The sequence below is a fragment of the Lentiprolixibacter sp. genome, from assembly GCF_982873095.1.
Genome location: NZ_CEYNTP010000007.1, coordinates 13,305 through 28,594 on the forward strand (window position 1 = coordinate 13,305; position 15,290 = coordinate 28,594).

Sequence of the window (15,290 nt, forward strand, 5' to 3'; positions counted from 1 at the left end):
CTCCCTAAAGATAAGATTAATCTCGCCTCCCTCCTTACATTTGTGACATGCTTGAAAATAAGGAGAATAGCAGGACCTCCCTGGAGGAGATGGGGGAATTTGGACTTATCGACCACCTCACTAAAAACTTTAAGGTAAAGCAATCCTCTACCATTAAAGGTGTAGGTGATGACGCCGCTGTGATGCGGTTCAAAGATGTAGACACTGTGGTCACAACCGACCTGCTGGTGGAGGGGATCCATTTTGACCTGGGATATATGCCCCTCAAACACCTGGGATATAAGGCGGTGATGGTAAACCTGAGCGACGTCTATGCGATGAATGCCCAGGCTACTCAAATAACCGTGTCTATTGCAGTTTCCAACCGGTTTCCCCTGGAAGCCCTGGAAGAATTGTATTCCGGAATCGCCCTGGCCTGCGAACTTTACCAGGTAGATATGGTAGGGGGAGACACCACTTCTTCCAACAAGGGCATGCTGATCAGTATCACTGCCATAGGTGTGGCAAAGAAGGAGGAAATCGTTTACCGTTCCGGGGCAAAACCCAATGACCTGTTGGTGGTTACCGGGGACCTCGGGGGAGCGTATCTTGGTTTGCAGGTGCTCAAACGTGAGCAGGAAGTGTTTGCGGTTAACCCGAAAAACCAGCCAGACCTTACCCCCTACGCCTATCTCGTGGAGCGGCAATTGAAACCTGAGGCACGCAAGGACGTAGTTGAACTCCTTAAGAAACTGGAAGTACAACCCACTTCCATGATCGATATCAGTGACGGACTTTCTTCAGAGGTGCTGCATTTATGCAAACAGAGCAATGTGGGTTGTTTTGTGTATGAGGATAAGATCCCTCTGGACCCTACGGTGATCTCCACCTGTGAAGAATTCAACCTAGACAGTTCGCTGGTAGCGCTTAGCGGGGGCGAAGATTATGAATTGCTGTTTACCATTGACCAAAAAAAATTCCCGAAAATTAAGGGCAACCCTAACTTTACTGTCTTGGGGCATGTAACAGAAAAGGAAGATGGTGCTTACTTGATTTCCAGGAATAGTTCAAAAATTCCTTTGACCGCGCAGGGCTGGAATGCCTTTACTTCGGAATAGTCAGGCTACCTGCTGGATAGAACCATGTCTTTTCTGATACAGTTCTTCCAGGGTCTCGTTGATTTCTTGAAGTTCTGGTGTAAGAAGGGAAAGGTTACCACTGACATCTGTGGTTACTTGTTTACCACAGTGCACGCACTTGTACTCCTTGATGTGCATGGTCACTTTCTTAGAGACAGAATAGTGGTGACCGAAAATAGAACATAATATTTTCTTCATAATGTAGGTTTAACTGGTTAGCATGCGCAAGATTTCGGGATCTGCAAATGCGATTTAACATGCTTTCATTTTCAATCACCGTATTCTTAAATAACCAACGAACACTCTGCTCAAATTATTGAGTAACACGGTTATTTTTTATGACATTTTCGATGAGTGGTAATATTTGGCCCATATCCCCTACATTTATCGCGTGAAATTTAAATGGAAAAAGCAGGAAGCCCTCCTGGTTACAGCCCTGGCATTGTTCTCGCTTTTCTTCGGGGCAGGGAACCTCATCCTTCCGCCTTTGCTCGGTTTTAAATCCGGAGAGGACTGGTGGCTTTTGGTACTCGGATTTTCCATTTCAGCCGTATTCATACCCATTTTGGGTATTATGGCACACGCCCGGCTGCAGGGAACCATGTTTGATTTTGCAAAAAAGTGCTCGCCATTATTTAGTGTGATCTACTGCTATGCGGTTTACGCCATCTCCATAGCCCTCCCTTCGCCAAGGACAGCATCGGTTACGCACGAAATGGCGATCGCCCCGCTCTTTAACACCTCTCCACTCCTCACAAGCAGTATATACTTCATCCTGGTTTTCATCTTTGTCATGAACAGGTCCAAAGTGATGGACGTTATTGGAAAGTTTCTCACTCCAGCCATCGTTATTATCCTGCTTGCGATTATCGGGATAACCAGCTTCACCATCGACTTTAATTTTGGCCCTTCCCTTATTGAGCACCCGGTCTCCCATGGTATCCTGGAAGGCTACCAGACTTTTGATGCCATTGGCGCTGTGGTGGTGGGGGGCGTCATTATTGTCTCGCTTAATTTAAAAAAAGAGTCAGGTTCCTATAAAGACAAAAGGAGGCTGATTGCCCGGGCGGGTTGGGTATCAGGATTGGGTTTGCTCTTCATCTATGGCGGGCTCATCCTCACAGGAGCCCTCTTGCAGGACGCTTTTGAGCCTGATATTAGTAGGACCGGATTGGTATATGCGATCAGTTCCTTCACGCTCGGCAAACAGGGCAATCTGTTTTTAAGCCTGCTGATTAGCCTTGCCTGTTTTACGACGGCTGTGGGCATTATTACCGGGACAGCAGATTTTGTGAAGTCACAATTCAGGGATTCAAAAACAGCCTATACAGTAACCGCTTTTGTAGGTTCGCTGCTGGGGGTAGTGATGGGCCAGCTAAATGTGGACTACATTATAGCAGTAGCCCTGCCGGCGCTAATGTTCATTTATCCGCTTACCATTGTTCTCATCATCCTTAATACCTTGCCTGAAAAGTGGGTTTCCCCCATAGTTTTCAGATGGGTGGTGGTCGTTACCCTTTTGTTTAGCATCCCTGATTTTATAGGTAGTTTGGGGTGGGGAGATGCATTGCAGGTGTATTTCCAATGGATTCCCTTCACTGAAGTCAACCTGGGCTGGGGCATCCCCGCACTGCTGACCCTGATATTGGGCAATGGGCTACTTTCCAGAAATAGGTCGGACAGGGATGTTATTTCCCCGAATTCATAAGGGACTCGATTTCCTCCACTTCGATGGGAATGTCTCCCATGAGGTTGAGGGGGGCGCCTTTCTCCTGTATCACCACATCGTCCTCAATCCGGATCCCGAATCCTTCTTCAGGAATATAAATCCCGGGTTCCACGGTAAACACCATGTTCGCTTTCATTGGCGTCTTTAATGCACCGTAGTCGTGGGTGTCCAGCCCGATGTGGTGACTGGTTCCGTGCATGAAGTATTTTTTGTAAGCCGGCCAATCCGGGTCCTCCTTTTGCACATCTGCCTTGTCAAGCAACCCCAGTCCAAGCAATTCAGAAGTCATCAGTTTGCCCACTTCCTTATGGTATTCTGCCCACATCGTGCCGGGGATCAGCATATTGGTTGCCTCATGCTTGACCCTAAGGACGGCGTTGTAAACCGCCTTCTGACGGTCCGTAAAACGTCCGTTTACCGGGATGGTCCGTGTCATATCGCTGGAATAATTGGCGTATTCGGCCCCTACATCCATCAGGATCAGGTCGCCCGCCTGGCATTGCTGGTTATTTTCTATGTAATGAAGCACATTCGCATTGTTTCCCGAAGCGATAATAGGGGTGTAGGCAAATCCACGGGAACGGTTTCGGATAAATTCATGCAGGAATTCAGCCTCAATCTCATATTCCCAAACCCCGGGCTTCACAAATTCCAGTACCCTTCGAAATCCTCTATTGGTAATACTACACGCGTGCTGCATTACCTGCAGTTCTTCTGGTTCCTTTACCCCCCGCAACTGCTGAAGAATAGGATTACTTTTAGCCCACTGGTGGGCGGGAAAATCCGACTTACACTTTTCAATAAAGCGGTCTTCCCGGGTCTGGGTATCCACAGACTGGCGGTAGTGCTCATTGGTGTTGAAGTAAATGGTATCGGCCTCAGTCATCAGATCAAAAAAGACCTTATCAAAATCAGACAGCCAATAGACCGTTTCAATACCCGAAACCATAGTTGCCTTTTCCTTGCTGAGCTTCTCCCCTTCCCAAACTGCAATGTGTGCATTGGTTTCCCGCACAAATAGAACTTCGCGGTGTTTTTGTTCTATGGCATCTGGAAATAGTAACAGGATGGATTCCTCCTGATCTACCCCACTCAAATAAAAAATATCCCGGTGCTGCTGGAAGGGCATTGTACTATCTGCACCTATGGGATAAATGTCGTTGGAGTTGAAAACCGCAAGGCTTTTGGGCTTCATTTCGGCCATGAACTTCTTCCGGTTTTTTACAAAAAGGGAGTTGGGAATGAGGTCGTATTTCATCTTTTCGGATTTTACCCAAAAGTAGGCAATAAAGGCCATCACAACAAGTTCAGCCGGGATCCATTACCCGGTAAGGCAGTGGGCTCACAAATCCATTTGTATTCAGCTGAAACCCTCATAAAAAGTTGCCTGAGGGTTGACAAATTCATACTTTCATGCCCCAACAGAACAATCCTATTATGAAACAATTACTCCTCACTGTCAGCGTACTATTGAGTCTTCAGTTGATGGCCCAGGTGAACCCTACTCCGGCAGACGCCGTCCAAAAAGGACTGGCGCTGAAATCAGAGATGAAAGAAAAATCCCTGATGAAAAACCTTCGCTTTACCAACATAGGACCCACGGTTATGAGCGGCCGTGTGGTGGATGTTGAAGTTAATCCCAACAACCCTGTGGAATTCTATGTGGGCTATGCCTCCGGTGGATTGTGGTATACCCGGAACAATGGGGTCTCTTTCACCCCTGTTCTTGACAATACCCAAACCCAGAACGTGGGGGATATTGCCGTGCACTGGAAGACAGGGACGGTATGGGTCGGTACCGGAGAAAACAATTCATCGCGCTCTTCTTATGCCGGGATTGGCATGCTGAAATCCACTGATAAGGGTAAGAGCTGGCAGCATATGGGGCTGAGTGATTCTCACCATATCGGCCGGATATTAATCCATCCGGAAAACCCGGATGAGGTAGTCGTTGGGGTAACCGGCCACCTGTATTCCCCGAATCAAGAACGCGGTATTTACAAAACCGTAGATGGGGGTAAGACCTGGAGAAAAACACTTTTTATCAATGAGGAAACCGGCATCATCGATGTAGCACATGCCCCTGATAACTTCGGGCTGATGATTGCCGCTGCCTGGGAAAAGGACCGCAAGGCCTGGAATTTCAAAGGCAACGGGGAAGGTTCTGGCATGTACAAAAGCACCGATGGGGGAGATAGCTGGACAAAAATTTCCACAGCGGAAAGTGGTTTCCCTACCGGCGCAGGTGTGGGGCGGATCGGCCTTGCCTTTTATGACAACAACATCGTATACGCGGTTCACGACAACCAGGACAGGAGGACGAAGGAAAAAAAGGACGACAAGGACGACAAGGACACCAAGGAACTTAGCAAAGACGATTTTAAAGAAATGTCCAAAGCCGATTTCCTAAAGCTGGAGAATAACCGCCTGAATGCCTTTTTGAAACGCAGCGGCTTCCAGGAGAAATACCGAGCTGAAAATGTAAAACAAATGGTACGGAGCGGAGCTGTGCAACCTATTGATCTCGCCAGATACCTGGAAGACGCCAATGCAATGCTCTTTGACACCCCGGTCATCGGAGCGGAGGTATACCGCAGCAATGACGGCGGCAAAACCTGGAAGAAACAACACGAGGGCTACCTGGAGGATCTGTTCTACAGTTACGGGTATTATTTTGCACAAATCCGGGTAGACCGGAACAATCCGGATAAAATCTATATCGCCGGGGTACCCCTGCTGAAGTCAGACGATGGGGGCGCCAGCTTCAGTTCGATCAGCAAAGAGAACGTACATGCTGACCACCATGCCCTGTGGATCAATCCCACAAGGCCGGGACATTTGATCAATGGCAATGACGGTGGACTAAACATCTCTTATGACGATGGGGAAACCTGGACCAAGAACAACTCCACCTCTGTGGGCCAGTTTTACGCCATCAATGTAGACCATCAGCAACCCTACAATGTATATGGCGGCCTTCAGGACAACGGGGTTTGGATGGGGCCACATACTGCAAGCATTAATAACCGCTGGTTACAGACGGGGCACAACCCCTGGAAATCCATAATGGGAGGAGATGGCATGCAAGTACAGATAGACCGCCGCAATCCCAATATTGTCTACACCGGGTTCCAATTTGGGAATTACTATCGGCTGGACCTCGAAAAGGGCAAACGAAAAGCCATACAACCCAAACACGAATTGGGGGAAGCCCCTTACCGCTTCAACTGGCAAACCCCAATCCTATTGTCTCCCCACAACCAGGATATTCTGTACTTCGGGAGCAATAAGCTGCACCGTTCCATGAACCAGGGGGATCGCTGGGAGAGCATCTCCCCTGACCTCACCAAAGGGGGCAAGAAGGGGAATGTAGCTTTCGGGACCCTGACCACGATTTCGGAATCGCCCTTTAAGTTTGGGCTGCTCTATGTGGGAAGTGATGATGGAAACATACACATCTCCAAGGACGGCGGCGGAAACTGGCAAAACATCTCCTCCTCACTGCCCCCCGACCTTTGGGTAAGCCGGGTAGTGGCTTCTCAGCACAAAGTAAGTCGGGTATATGCCACCTTGAACGGATATCGCTGGGACGATTTCACTCCATACGTCTATAAAAGCGAAGATTACGGAACCACCTGGCAACCCCTTGGTAACGGTCTGCCGAATTCTCCGGTCAATGTGATTGTGGAAGACCCTGAAAATGAAAATCTGATCTTTATAGGGACCGATGACGGTTTATATGCCTCTGTGGACCAGGGCAATACATGGAACTGGTTCCAGGCGGGTATCCCGAATGTGGCCGTGCATGACCTGATTGTGCAGCCCGAGGCCAAACATCTCGTTGTGGGCACTCATGGCCGGAGCATTTACCGTGCAGATATCGGACACCTGCAAAAGCTGGATAGTGAGATCATGGCCAAGTCGCTACATATTTTTGATTTGGACAAGGTAAGGCACTCCACAAGATGGGGCAACAGCTACAGTACCTGGGGAAAACCGGTTACCCCTGGCCTGGACATCACCTTCTATTCGGCCACCTCCGGGGCATTCACCGCTTTGGTGAAATACCAGGACGATATCGTAGTTAGCGAAGTGACCCTCGATGCAGATACGGGCTTAAATGTGCTGTCCTATGACCTGGCCTTTTCCAAAAAGGGCAAGGCAGACTTTCTGAAAAAAGTGAAGATGGAGCTTAAAAGGGCAAGTGACGGGAAGACCTATCTCCCCAAGGGTAACTACACTATCGAGATGAAAGGAAAACAAGTCAAGGGAGAAGTGCCCTTTACTATTGAATAAAAAATATTGTGGAGTTAACACTAAGTATTCCGGCCCTCTTGTTCCCGGCCATTTCTCTGAGCATGCTGGCTTACAATGCGCGTTATCTGGCCATTGCTGCGCTCATCAGGCAATTACATGCAGAATTCAAGGCAACGGGTTCCAAAAGAATTGGCAAGCAGGTAAAGCAGTTGCAACGCCGTCTTAAGATCATAAAACAAATGCAGGCCGTGGCCATCATCAGTTTTCTGCTGAGTGCAATCACCATGTTCCTTATCTATGTGGAGTTTGTGGTATGGGCGAATATGATCTTCGGGGGTAGTCTGCTGGCGCTGATGATATCCCTGGTACTAAGCCTTGTAGAAGTTCAGTTGTCCACCCAATCCCTGAGTACCCAGCTGACAGATATGGAGGGTTAACGCTTGCGACGGGCGTAGTGTTCCACGTATTTTATTATTTCCCTGGCCACATTAACCCCTGTGGTGGTTTCAATACCATGAAGGCCGGGAGAGGCATTTACCTCCAGCAATAAAGGTCCGCTCTTTGACCGGATCAGGTCCACCCCGGCAACCCCAAGGCCCAGATATTTGGCTGCATTAAGTGCAATCTCCTTCTCTTTGGCCGTTATGGAAACCTCTTCGGTATCTGCTCCCCTATGCACATTGGACCGGAATTCTTCCATCATACTCGACCGTTTCATGCTGGCCACGACGCGGTTGCCAACTACAAAGATTCGGATGTCTTCTCCTTTGGCTTCTGCAATGTACTTCTGTAACAAGATACTGGTGTTCATCTTATAAAAGGTGTCGATGATAGACTTGGCAGACTTTCTGCTTTCTGCGAGGATTACCCCAAGCCCGTGCGTGCCTTCCTGTAGTTTGATCACGACAGGGGTGCCCCCCAGGATCTTAATCTGGTCCTCAATGTTATCGGGGTTGATGGAGAAAAGGGTTTCGGGAATGGGGATCTGCCTGCGAGACATGATCTGTAGGGTGCGGACCTTATTCCTGGCCCTTATGATCCCCAGCGCTCTTGCGGTGCTGAATATACCGTTTAATTCAAACTGTTTTACTATGGCTGCCCCATGGCGGGTAACCTTTGCCCCAATTCGCGGGATAATAGCATGAAATTCATCCGTTATGTTTTCATCCCCCAGGTAGATCTTTGGTTTTCCGGAACCCAGCTTTACGGAACACTTGGTGTGGTCTATGAGTTCTATGTAATGCCCCCGTAATTCTGCTTCCTCGGCGATGCGTTTGGTAGAATACACATTCATACTTACCGAAAGGAGCCCTAGGTCCATGATTATCTTAAGGTTGGTGGTTATTCAGTTAGTGAATATCGGGTAAAAAAACGAAAGCACCATTAGGACGGAGAATTCAATCGGCTATTAAAAAGCTATGTAAGGCGCTTTGGGTAAGAATAGCTCTTGCTTATAATCAGTCTAAATATAAACGAAACCCCCAAGATGTTTGTTAATAAATAGGGTGTGCCGTATTTTTGAGCATTCAAATTTATCTCCAATGAGTGCATTGATAAAATCCTCTATCGCCCGCAAGGTGGTCATGGCGCTTTCCGGGCTTTTTCTTGTCATTTTTCTCTTACTACACGTCACCATAAACCTGGCTTCGGTTATAGATCCGGACACCTTTAACGAGTGGTCGCATTTTATGGGCTATAACATGGTGGTGCAGTACCTGATGCAACCCATACTGATTGCCGGTGTAGTCATCCATTTTGTAATGGGCATTGTCCTGGAGTACCAGAACAAAATGGCCAGGGACGTCCGTTATGTAAAGTTCTCAGGAGGGGCTAATGCACCCTGGGTTTCCCGTAACATGATCCTCACGGGTATGGTAGTTCTGGCATTCCTGGGGCTTCACTTTTACGATTTCTGGATCCATGAAATGACGTACAAATACATAGAGGCCAATCCTGCCGATCCCACAAGATATTACGAGGAGACCGTGGCCAAGTTCGCTCCGATGTGGCGAACCATATTTTATGTGGTTTCCTTTGTTTTGCTTTCCCTGCACCTCTGGCATGGCTTTGCTTCTTCCTTCCAAACCATGGGGGTGAACAATAAATACAGCGCGGGGATAACAAGGTTCACTAAAATTTATGCGGTGGTGATACCGCTTGCATTCATATTCATTGCACTGTATCATCACCTGAATCCTTTAATGCATTAATTATGGGTAAACTTGATTCTAAAATACCATCCGGGCCATTAGCCGAAAAATGGACCAAACATAAGAACGAGATCAACCTGGTTAACCCTGCCAACAAAAGGAATATAGATGTCATTGTGGTAGGTACGGGGCTTGCCGGTGCTTCTGCGGCGGCTTCCCTGGCTGAATTGGGATATAATGTAAAAACCTTCTGCTATCAGGACTCCCCAAGGCGTGCACACTCCATTGCCGCCCAGGGAGGGATCAATGCCTCCAAGAACTATCAGGGAGATGGGGACAGCGATTACCGCCTGTTCTATGACACGATAAAAGGAGGGGATTACCGCTCGCGCGAAGCGAACGTATACCGCCTGGCAGAAGTTTCGAGCAATATCATCGACCAGTGTGTGGCACAGGGTGTACCTTTTGCACGGGAATACGGCGGCCTTTTGGATAACCGATCCTTTGGTGGGGTATTGGTGTCGCGCACCTTCTACGCCAAGGGTCAGACGGGCCAGCAACTCCTTCTCGGGGCATACGGAGCGATGAACCGACAAATAAACAGGGGAAAGATCAAATCCTACACCCGGCATGAAATGCTGGACCTGGTCCTCGTAGATGGAAAGGCCAGGGGGATTATTGCCCGTAACCTGATTAGCGGTGAGATTGAAAGGCATGCTGCCCATGCCGTAGTGATCGCTTCTGGAGGGTATGGCAACCTGTTTTTCCTGTCCACCTACTGCATGGGGGCCAATGTGATGGCCGCGTGGAGGACACACAGAAGGGGGGCATTTTTTGCCAACCCCTGCTTTACACAGATCCACCCAACCTGTATCCCGGTATCTGGCGACCATCAGTCAAAACTCACCCTGATGTCCGAGTCTCTCAGGAACGATGGCAGGATCTGGGTGCCCAAAAAACTGGAAGATGCCAAGGCTATACGCGAAGGAAGGCTCAAGCCAACTGAACTGGCCGAAGAAGACCGGGATTATTACCTGGAAAGAAGGTACCCTGCCTTTGGTAACCTGGTACCACGGGATGTGGCTTCAAGGGCAGCCAAAGAGCGTTGTGATGCAGGATACGGAGTGAATAAGACCGGTGAGGCCGTTTACCTGGATTTTGCAGCGGCCATTGAACGTTACGGGAAAGAGAAAGCTTATACCCTGGGTATGAAGGATGCCGATAAGGCGACCATCCGCAAATTGGGCGAAGAAATCGTAGAAGCCAAGTACGGAAACTTGTTCCAGATGTATGAGAAAATAGTGGACGAAAATCCCTATAAAACCCCGATGATGATCTATCCTGCCGTACACTACACCATGGGCGGCCTTTGGGTGGATTACAATCTGATGACTACCATCCCCGGCTGTTACGCCGCGGGAGAAGCGAATTTCAGCGACCACGGGGCGAACAGGCTTGGGGCATCAGCCCTGATGCAGGGCCTTGCAGATGGCTACTTTGTGCTGCCGTATACCATTGGGGACTACCTGGCTGATGATATACGCACCGGACCTATCTCCACAGACAGTGCTGAATTCGATCAAGCCGAAAATGCTGTTCGCGATAAAATCAACCGCTTGCTTTCCGTAAAAGGGGAGAACACCGTTGATTATTACCATAAAAAGTTGGGTAAGATCATGTGGGAGAAATGCGGTATGTCCAGAAATGAAAAAGGGCTCAAGGAGGCCATTAAGGAAATTGCCGATTTGCGTGAGGATTTCTGGAAGAATGTGAAAGTTCCGGGTGAGGCAAATGCCAAAAACCAAGAGTTGGAAAAAGCAGGAAGGGTTGCGGATTTCCTGGAAATAGGTGAACTTTTTGCCATGGATGCTCTGGACCGACAGGAATCCTGTGGCGGACATTTCCGAGAAGAATATCAGACTCCCGAAGGAGAGGCTTTACGCGACGATAAAAACTATCGGTATGTTTCGGCCTGGGAATTCAAGGGAGAGCCCAAAGATGCAAAATTACACAAGGAAGAACTTGTATTCGAAAATGTTGAACTTAAGACTCGATCTTATAAATAAATTGCTATGAAATTATATTTAAAGATTTGGCGCCAAAAGGATGCAAATTCCAAGGGGAAAATGGTAGACTATACCCTCGATGGGATTGAAGGCGATATGTCTTTTCTCGAAATGCTTGACGTACTCAATGAGGACCTCATCTTAAAGGGTGAGGAGCCTATCGAGTTTGATCACGACTGCCGGGAAGGGATTTGCGGAACCTGTTCCCTGCAGATCAATGGAAGGCCACACGGTCCGGACACCCGGATCACGGTTTGCCAGTTGCATATGAGGCGTTTCAATGATGGGGACACCATTGTGATTGAACCCTTCCGGGCAAAAGCATTCCCGGTTATCAAGGATTTGATAATAGACAGGAGTGCGTTCGAAAGGATACAACAGGCTGGAGGCTATGTTTCCGTTAACACCTCCGGTAATACGGTAGATGCGAATGCGATACCTATTGAGAAAGATATGGCTGATAAGTCCTTTAATGCAGCTACCTGTATTGGATGCGGAGCCTGTGTGGCAGCCTGTAAAAATGCAAGTGCCATGCTGTTTACCTCAGCTAAGGTTTCCCAGTTTGCTTTACTCCCACAGGGGCGCGTTGAAGCTGCTGACCGCGTACGGAACATGGTACGCCAAATGGACCTCGAAGGTTTTGGCAACTGTACCAATACCGGTGCCTGTGAGGTGGAATGCCCCAAAGGCATTTCCCTGGAGAATATCGCCAGGATGAACCGGGAATATCTTACGGCAACCGCCAAGGGATAATCGGTCTCAGAAATATGTTACAACCCCGGGTAAGTCCGGGGTTTTTTTATGGGTCGTGGTTTTATTTTCTATTTTTAACCAAAGATGCAGATGATCCATGGCTAACTTCAGTTTACCCCCTTCCAAACTTCCTGAGCTTCCCACTTCCATTTTCACCACCATGAGCCAAATGGCCGGGCAATACGGGGCCCTGAACCTGTCGCAAGGTTTTCCGGATTTTGAGCCGGATCCCAAACTCCTGGCTTGTGTACATGAAGCTATGGGCAAAAGCTATCATCAGTATGCTCCCCTGGGCGGCATATTTCCACTGAGGGAACAGATCGCCGAGAAAATCCAAAGATGCTACGGTGCCACCTATCATCCCGAAAAGGAAATCACGGTCACGGTTGGGGCCACCCAGGCCTTGTTTACCGCAATATCGGCATTCGTATGGCCTGGCGATGAAGTCATTGTCCTAAAGCCCGCTTATGACTCGTACGAACCGGCTATAAAAGCCAATGGAGGGACACCGGTTCCTATTCAAATGAAGGGAAATGACTATCAGGTAAACTGGCAGGAGGTTGCCGATCATATCAGTTCAAGGACACGAATGATCATCATCAATACCCCGCACAATCCCAGCGGAACAGTTTTCTCAAAAGAGGATATGCTTCGCCTGGAGGCGATATTAAAAGGAACAGATATTTTGGTGGTGAGTGATGAAGTGTACGAGCACCTCGTTTTCGACAATAATGTCCATGAGAGCGCTTCAAAATTCCCGGACCTTGCCTCCCGCAGCCTTATTTGTGCCTCCTTTGGTAAAACCTTTCATGTTACCGGTTGGAAAATGGGCTATTGTGCGGCTCCGGAATACCTTATGAGGGAATTCCAGAAGATCCACGAATTTGCAGTTTTCTGTGTAAACCACCCCTTACAGCATGCACTTACTGCCTACCTGAAGAACCCGGCGCATTACATGCAGCTGGGTACTTTTTTTGAAGCCAAACGCAACTTCTTCCTCGAAGGGCTTTCAGCTTCCCGTTTCAATTTCATTCCGGCTCAGGGCACGTATTTCCAGTTACTGGACTATTCGGATATTTCCAATGAACCTGATATTGAAATGGCAGAGCGACTCACCAAAGAATATGGCATTGCCAGTATCCCGGTATCCGTCTTTAACAAGCAGCAGGAAGATCATAATCAACTCCGCTTCTGTTTTGCCAAGCAGCGAGAAACGCTCGAAAAAGCAGTGGAAATCCTGAATAAGATCTAATCCAGGGATTCGTAAACCATCTCCATAAATTCACCGATCTTGCTGGGTTCCAGCCATCGGGTAACCACTACCAAATCCTCTTTGGGGCATACTACAATAAAGTTCCCGCCGAAACCTGCGGCGTAAAAAATATCTTCGGGCAAGCCTTCCCAATTGCGATTCCCGAGCTGGTTTAACCACCACATATAACCGTAATTGGGATTGGGTTGTGAAGGCTCAAGGGCCTCGGCTATCCATGCCTCACTGATCAGTTGGTTAGCCTTCCATTTCCCCCGGTTGAGGAAAAGTAGTCCAAATCGTGCCATGTCTTCCGCTGAGATAAAAATACCCCCTCCTGAATGACCTCCTCCTGTGACCGACTTCATTTTGAGGCCGTCAATTTCGGTCCAGGCATCTTTGTAGCCATGCCACCTCCAGGTGGTGGAGGCGCCAATCTTGTCCATGATTTCTTCTTTTAAGACCCTGGGCAGGGGTTTTCTCCAGACATGGGTAAGGGAATAGGCCAATACATTAACCCGTACATCGTTGTACTCCATTACCGTCCCCGGCTCCAGGAGTTCCCTGTATCTCCAATCGTCCAGGCCCCCGTCTCTGGGAGGGCGGTCTGCCCAGTCCTTTATACCCCATAGGGATCCGCTCCAATCTGAGTTTTGCTGCAATAAATGGGACCAGGTGATCTTGCTGTTGTGCTCACCGTCAAAAGTTCCGTCCCAGATGTAATTCCCAACACGGTCTGAAGTACTGACAATCAGCTTGTGGTCTACTGCCAGCCCGGCCATTGTGGACAAAAAACTCTTGGTAACGCTAAAGGTCATATCCACCCGCTTTACATCTCCCCACTTGGCCACCAGAAAGCCTTTCCTGAGGATCATACCAGCAGGTCCTCCCCTTTTCTTAGTCGGCCCGAGGATTTCGTGAAAAGGTTCCCTTTCGAACCCCTTGAGAATGGCACGCCTCAGATCGCGGGATCCGGAATATTCATTGTTTGCTGCGAAAGTAACGGCCTCCTTCAGTTTTCCTTCATCCAGGGACATGGAGGCAGCTGATTTTTCCGTCCAGGCCGCATTGCGTTCCGGAAAATATTGGACGTCCTGGGCCATAAGGCCCGTACTCAATAGAATGCAAACAAGTGCAAAAAGAAGGTGCTTTTTCATGATGTGGAATTCGAATTTCCAGGTAAGGTAATCAAATCAAGCCTCATGAGCCAATCCATCTGCCGGTCTTTCCCCACATAATACGGGTGCTCCCCAAAAATGCGGTAACCGAAGGATTCGTAAAACCGAACAGCATCCCGGTTTTCCTTCCATACCCCAAGCCACAGGTAGTGTTTCCCCAGGGCAATGGCCTGTTCCTGAACCGCTTTAAGCATATATTGCCCATGACCTTTCCCCTGATGTTCCGGGAGTACGTAAATGCGCTCCAGTTCAAGGGCTTCCGGATCCTGTATGTCGGTTTGTGCCTGGTACTCATTGGTTTTGAAATACCCAAGCAGTTCCTCCTTGTCATAGAGAAAGTAGAATGATGCCCCCTCGGTACGCAATTCCCTGAGTAGTTGTTCAGGATGAAAGGCTTCATAGATATAGGCCTCAAAATCTTCAGGATTGTTTGCGGCTTCAAAAGCATCCCTGAAGGTTTTTTCCGCAATACTGGCCAGCGCATTGAGGTGCGTTTCAGAACATTTGATGATTCGGCGTTCCATGCCCCCTAAAATACAAGCAAATAAAAAAGGAGCAAACCTGTTGATCTGCTCCTTTGTAATTTTTACTTCAGGCTGTTTACAGCATAAAAAGCTTTTTAGCCAGCATAACAATTCCACTAAAGAAATCGTTACGGTACACCTGTACTTCTTCTTCAACAGGCTTCTGGGTCATTTGGGCCTCCATAGCATTAAAATAATTAGTTCTTGTTGATTCAAAATCCGATAAAGGGTTCTAATCTAACGATTAAATTCCAATTTTGTTGTTT

13 protein-coding genes are annotated in these 15,290 nt (G+C 48.3%); 8 read left to right on the top strand and 5 right to left on the bottom strand.

Annotated elements, in window-relative coordinates:
- Positions 1–47 precede the first annotated feature (47 nt).
- The gene (gene thiL / locus AC4E7D_RS01110) at positions 48–1,097 is read left to right on the top strand and encodes a thiamine-phosphate kinase (RefSeq protein WP_490171955.1); all 1,050 of its coding nucleotides are present in this window, start codon (positions 48–50) and stop codon (positions 1,095–1,097) included.
- On the opposite strand, the gene AC4E7D_RS01115 is transcribed toward thiL, so the two are convergent.
- A complete protein-coding gene (locus tag AC4E7D_RS01115; protein ID WP_490171956.1) occupies positions 1,098–1,316 on the bottom strand; it encodes a DUF1660 family phage protein in 219 nt (72 codons plus the stop codon).
- Between the two features lie 193 nt (positions 1,317–1,509).
- Here AC4E7D_RS01115 and brnQ point away from each other — a divergent pair, with 193 nt between their 5' ends.
- Entirely contained in the window at positions 1,510–2,826 is a 1,317-nt protein-coding gene (gene brnQ, locus AC4E7D_RS01120; RefSeq protein WP_490171957.1) for a branched-chain amino acid transport system II carrier protein, read from the top strand.
- On the opposite strand, the gene AC4E7D_RS01125 is transcribed toward brnQ, so the two are convergent.
- Positions 2,807–4,105, bottom strand: a complete 1,299-nt coding sequence (locus AC4E7D_RS01125; RefSeq protein WP_490171958.1) for an aminopeptidase P family protein — start codon at positions 4,103–4,105, stop codon at positions 2,807–2,809. The genes brnQ and AC4E7D_RS01125 overlap by 20 nt on opposite strands.
- Before the next feature lie 179 nt (positions 4,106–4,284).
- Between AC4E7D_RS01125 and AC4E7D_RS01130 the strand changes: the two genes are divergently transcribed.
- Positions 4,285–7,143 carry a VPS10 domain-containing protein gene (locus AC4E7D_RS01130; protein ID WP_490171959.1) on the top strand — a complete coding sequence of 953 codons (2,859 nt, stop codon included), beginning with the start codon at positions 4,285–4,287 and terminating at the stop codon, positions 7,141–7,143.
- Positions 7,144–7,151: 8 nt separating this feature from the next.
- Complete coding sequence (locus AC4E7D_RS01135) at positions 7,152–7,541, top strand: DUF2721 domain-containing protein (RefSeq protein ID WP_490171960.1); 390 nt, start codon at positions 7,152–7,154, stop codon at positions 7,539–7,541.
- Here AC4E7D_RS01135 and AC4E7D_RS01140 read toward each other — a convergent pair.
- Positions 7,538–8,425 (bottom strand): RimK family alpha-L-glutamate ligase, encoded by an 888-nt coding sequence (locus tag AC4E7D_RS01140; protein ID WP_490171961.1) that lies wholly within the window; start codon positions 8,423–8,425, stop codon positions 7,538–7,540. The two genes, AC4E7D_RS01135 and AC4E7D_RS01140, sit on opposite strands and share 4 nt — an antisense overlap.
- Positions 8,426–8,645: 220 nt before the next feature.
- Between AC4E7D_RS01140 and AC4E7D_RS01145 the strand changes: the two genes are divergently transcribed.
- From AC4E7D_RS01145 to AC4E7D_RS01160, 4 genes are all read left to right on the top strand, one after another.
- Positions 8,646–9,314, top strand: a complete 669-nt coding sequence (locus AC4E7D_RS01145; protein WP_490171962.1) for a succinate dehydrogenase cytochrome b subunit — start codon at positions 8,646–8,648, stop codon at positions 9,312–9,314.
- 2 nt (positions 9,315–9,316) lie between these two features.
- The gene (locus tag AC4E7D_RS01150; RefSeq protein WP_490171963.1) at positions 9,317–11,320 is read left to right on the top strand and encodes a fumarate reductase/succinate dehydrogenase flavoprotein subunit; all 2,004 of its coding nucleotides are present in this window, start codon (positions 9,317–9,319) and stop codon (positions 11,318–11,320) included.
- A 6-nt stretch (positions 11,321–11,326) separates the two neighbouring features.
- Positions 11,327–12,073 carry a succinate dehydrogenase/fumarate reductase iron-sulfur subunit gene (locus tag AC4E7D_RS01155; RefSeq protein WP_490171964.1) on the top strand — a complete coding sequence of 249 codons (747 nt, stop codon included), beginning with the start codon at positions 11,327–11,329 and terminating at the stop codon, positions 12,071–12,073.
- Positions 12,074–12,170: 97 nt separating this feature from the next.
- Positions 12,171–13,325 carry a methionine aminotransferase gene (locus AC4E7D_RS01160; RefSeq protein ID WP_490171965.1) on the top strand — a complete coding sequence of 385 codons (1,155 nt, stop codon included), beginning with the start codon at positions 12,171–12,173 and terminating at the stop codon, positions 13,323–13,325.
- Here AC4E7D_RS01160 and AC4E7D_RS01165 read toward each other — a convergent pair.
- The gene (locus tag AC4E7D_RS01165) at positions 13,322–14,479 is read right to left on the bottom strand and encodes a serine hydrolase domain-containing protein (protein ID WP_490171966.1); all 1,158 of its coding nucleotides are present in this window, start codon (positions 14,477–14,479) and stop codon (positions 13,322–13,324) included. The two genes, AC4E7D_RS01160 and AC4E7D_RS01165, sit on opposite strands and share 4 nt — an antisense overlap.
- The gene (locus AC4E7D_RS01170) at positions 14,476–15,024 is read right to left on the bottom strand and encodes a GNAT family N-acetyltransferase (protein ID WP_490171967.1); all 549 of its coding nucleotides are present in this window, start codon (positions 15,022–15,024) and stop codon (positions 14,476–14,478) included. The genes AC4E7D_RS01165 and AC4E7D_RS01170 overlap by 4 nt, the downstream gene beginning before the upstream one ends.
- Positions 15,025–15,290 lie beyond the last annotated feature (266 nt).

Bases quoted from the DNA above. Each gene is read 5' to 3' on its own strand.
- AC4E7D_RS01170 (WP_490171967.1), bottom strand. From the start codon at position 15,024: ATGGAACGCCGAATCATCAAATGTTCTGAAACGCACCTCAATGCGCTG.
- AC4E7D_RS01150 (WP_490171963.1), top strand. From the start codon at position 9,317: ATGGGTAAACTTGATTCTAAAATACCATCCGGGCCATTAGCCGAAAAA.
- AC4E7D_RS01125 (WP_490171958.1), bottom strand. From the start codon at position 4,105: ATGAAATACGACCTCATTCCCAACTCCCTTTTTGTAAAAAACCGGAAG.
- AC4E7D_RS01160 (WP_490171965.1), top strand. From the start codon at position 12,171: ATGGCTAACTTCAGTTTACCCCCTTCCAAACTTCCTGAGCTTCCCACT.
- AC4E7D_RS01115 (WP_490171956.1), bottom strand. From the start codon at position 1,316: ATGAAGAAAATATTATGTTCTATTTTCGGTCACCACTATTCTGTCTCT.
- AC4E7D_RS01155 (WP_490171964.1), top strand. From the start codon at position 11,327: ATGAAATTATATTTAAAGATTTGGCGCCAAAAGGATGCAAATTCCAAG.
- AC4E7D_RS01165 (WP_490171966.1), bottom strand. From the start codon at position 14,479: ATGAAAAAGCACCTTCTTTTTGCACTTGTTTGCATTCTATTGAGTACG.
- thiL (WP_490171955.1), top strand. From the start codon at position 48: ATGCTTGAAAATAAGGAGAATAGCAGGACCTCCCTGGAGGAGATGGGG.
- AC4E7D_RS01130 (WP_490171959.1), top strand. From the start codon at position 4,285: ATGAAACAATTACTCCTCACTGTCAGCGTACTATTGAGTCTTCAGTTG.
- AC4E7D_RS01145 (WP_490171962.1), top strand. From the start codon at position 8,646: ATGAGTGCATTGATAAAATCCTCTATCGCCCGCAAGGTGGTCATGGCG.
- AC4E7D_RS01140 (WP_490171961.1), bottom strand. From the start codon at position 8,425: ATGGACCTAGGGCTCCTTTCGGTAAGTATGAATGTGTATTCTACCAAA.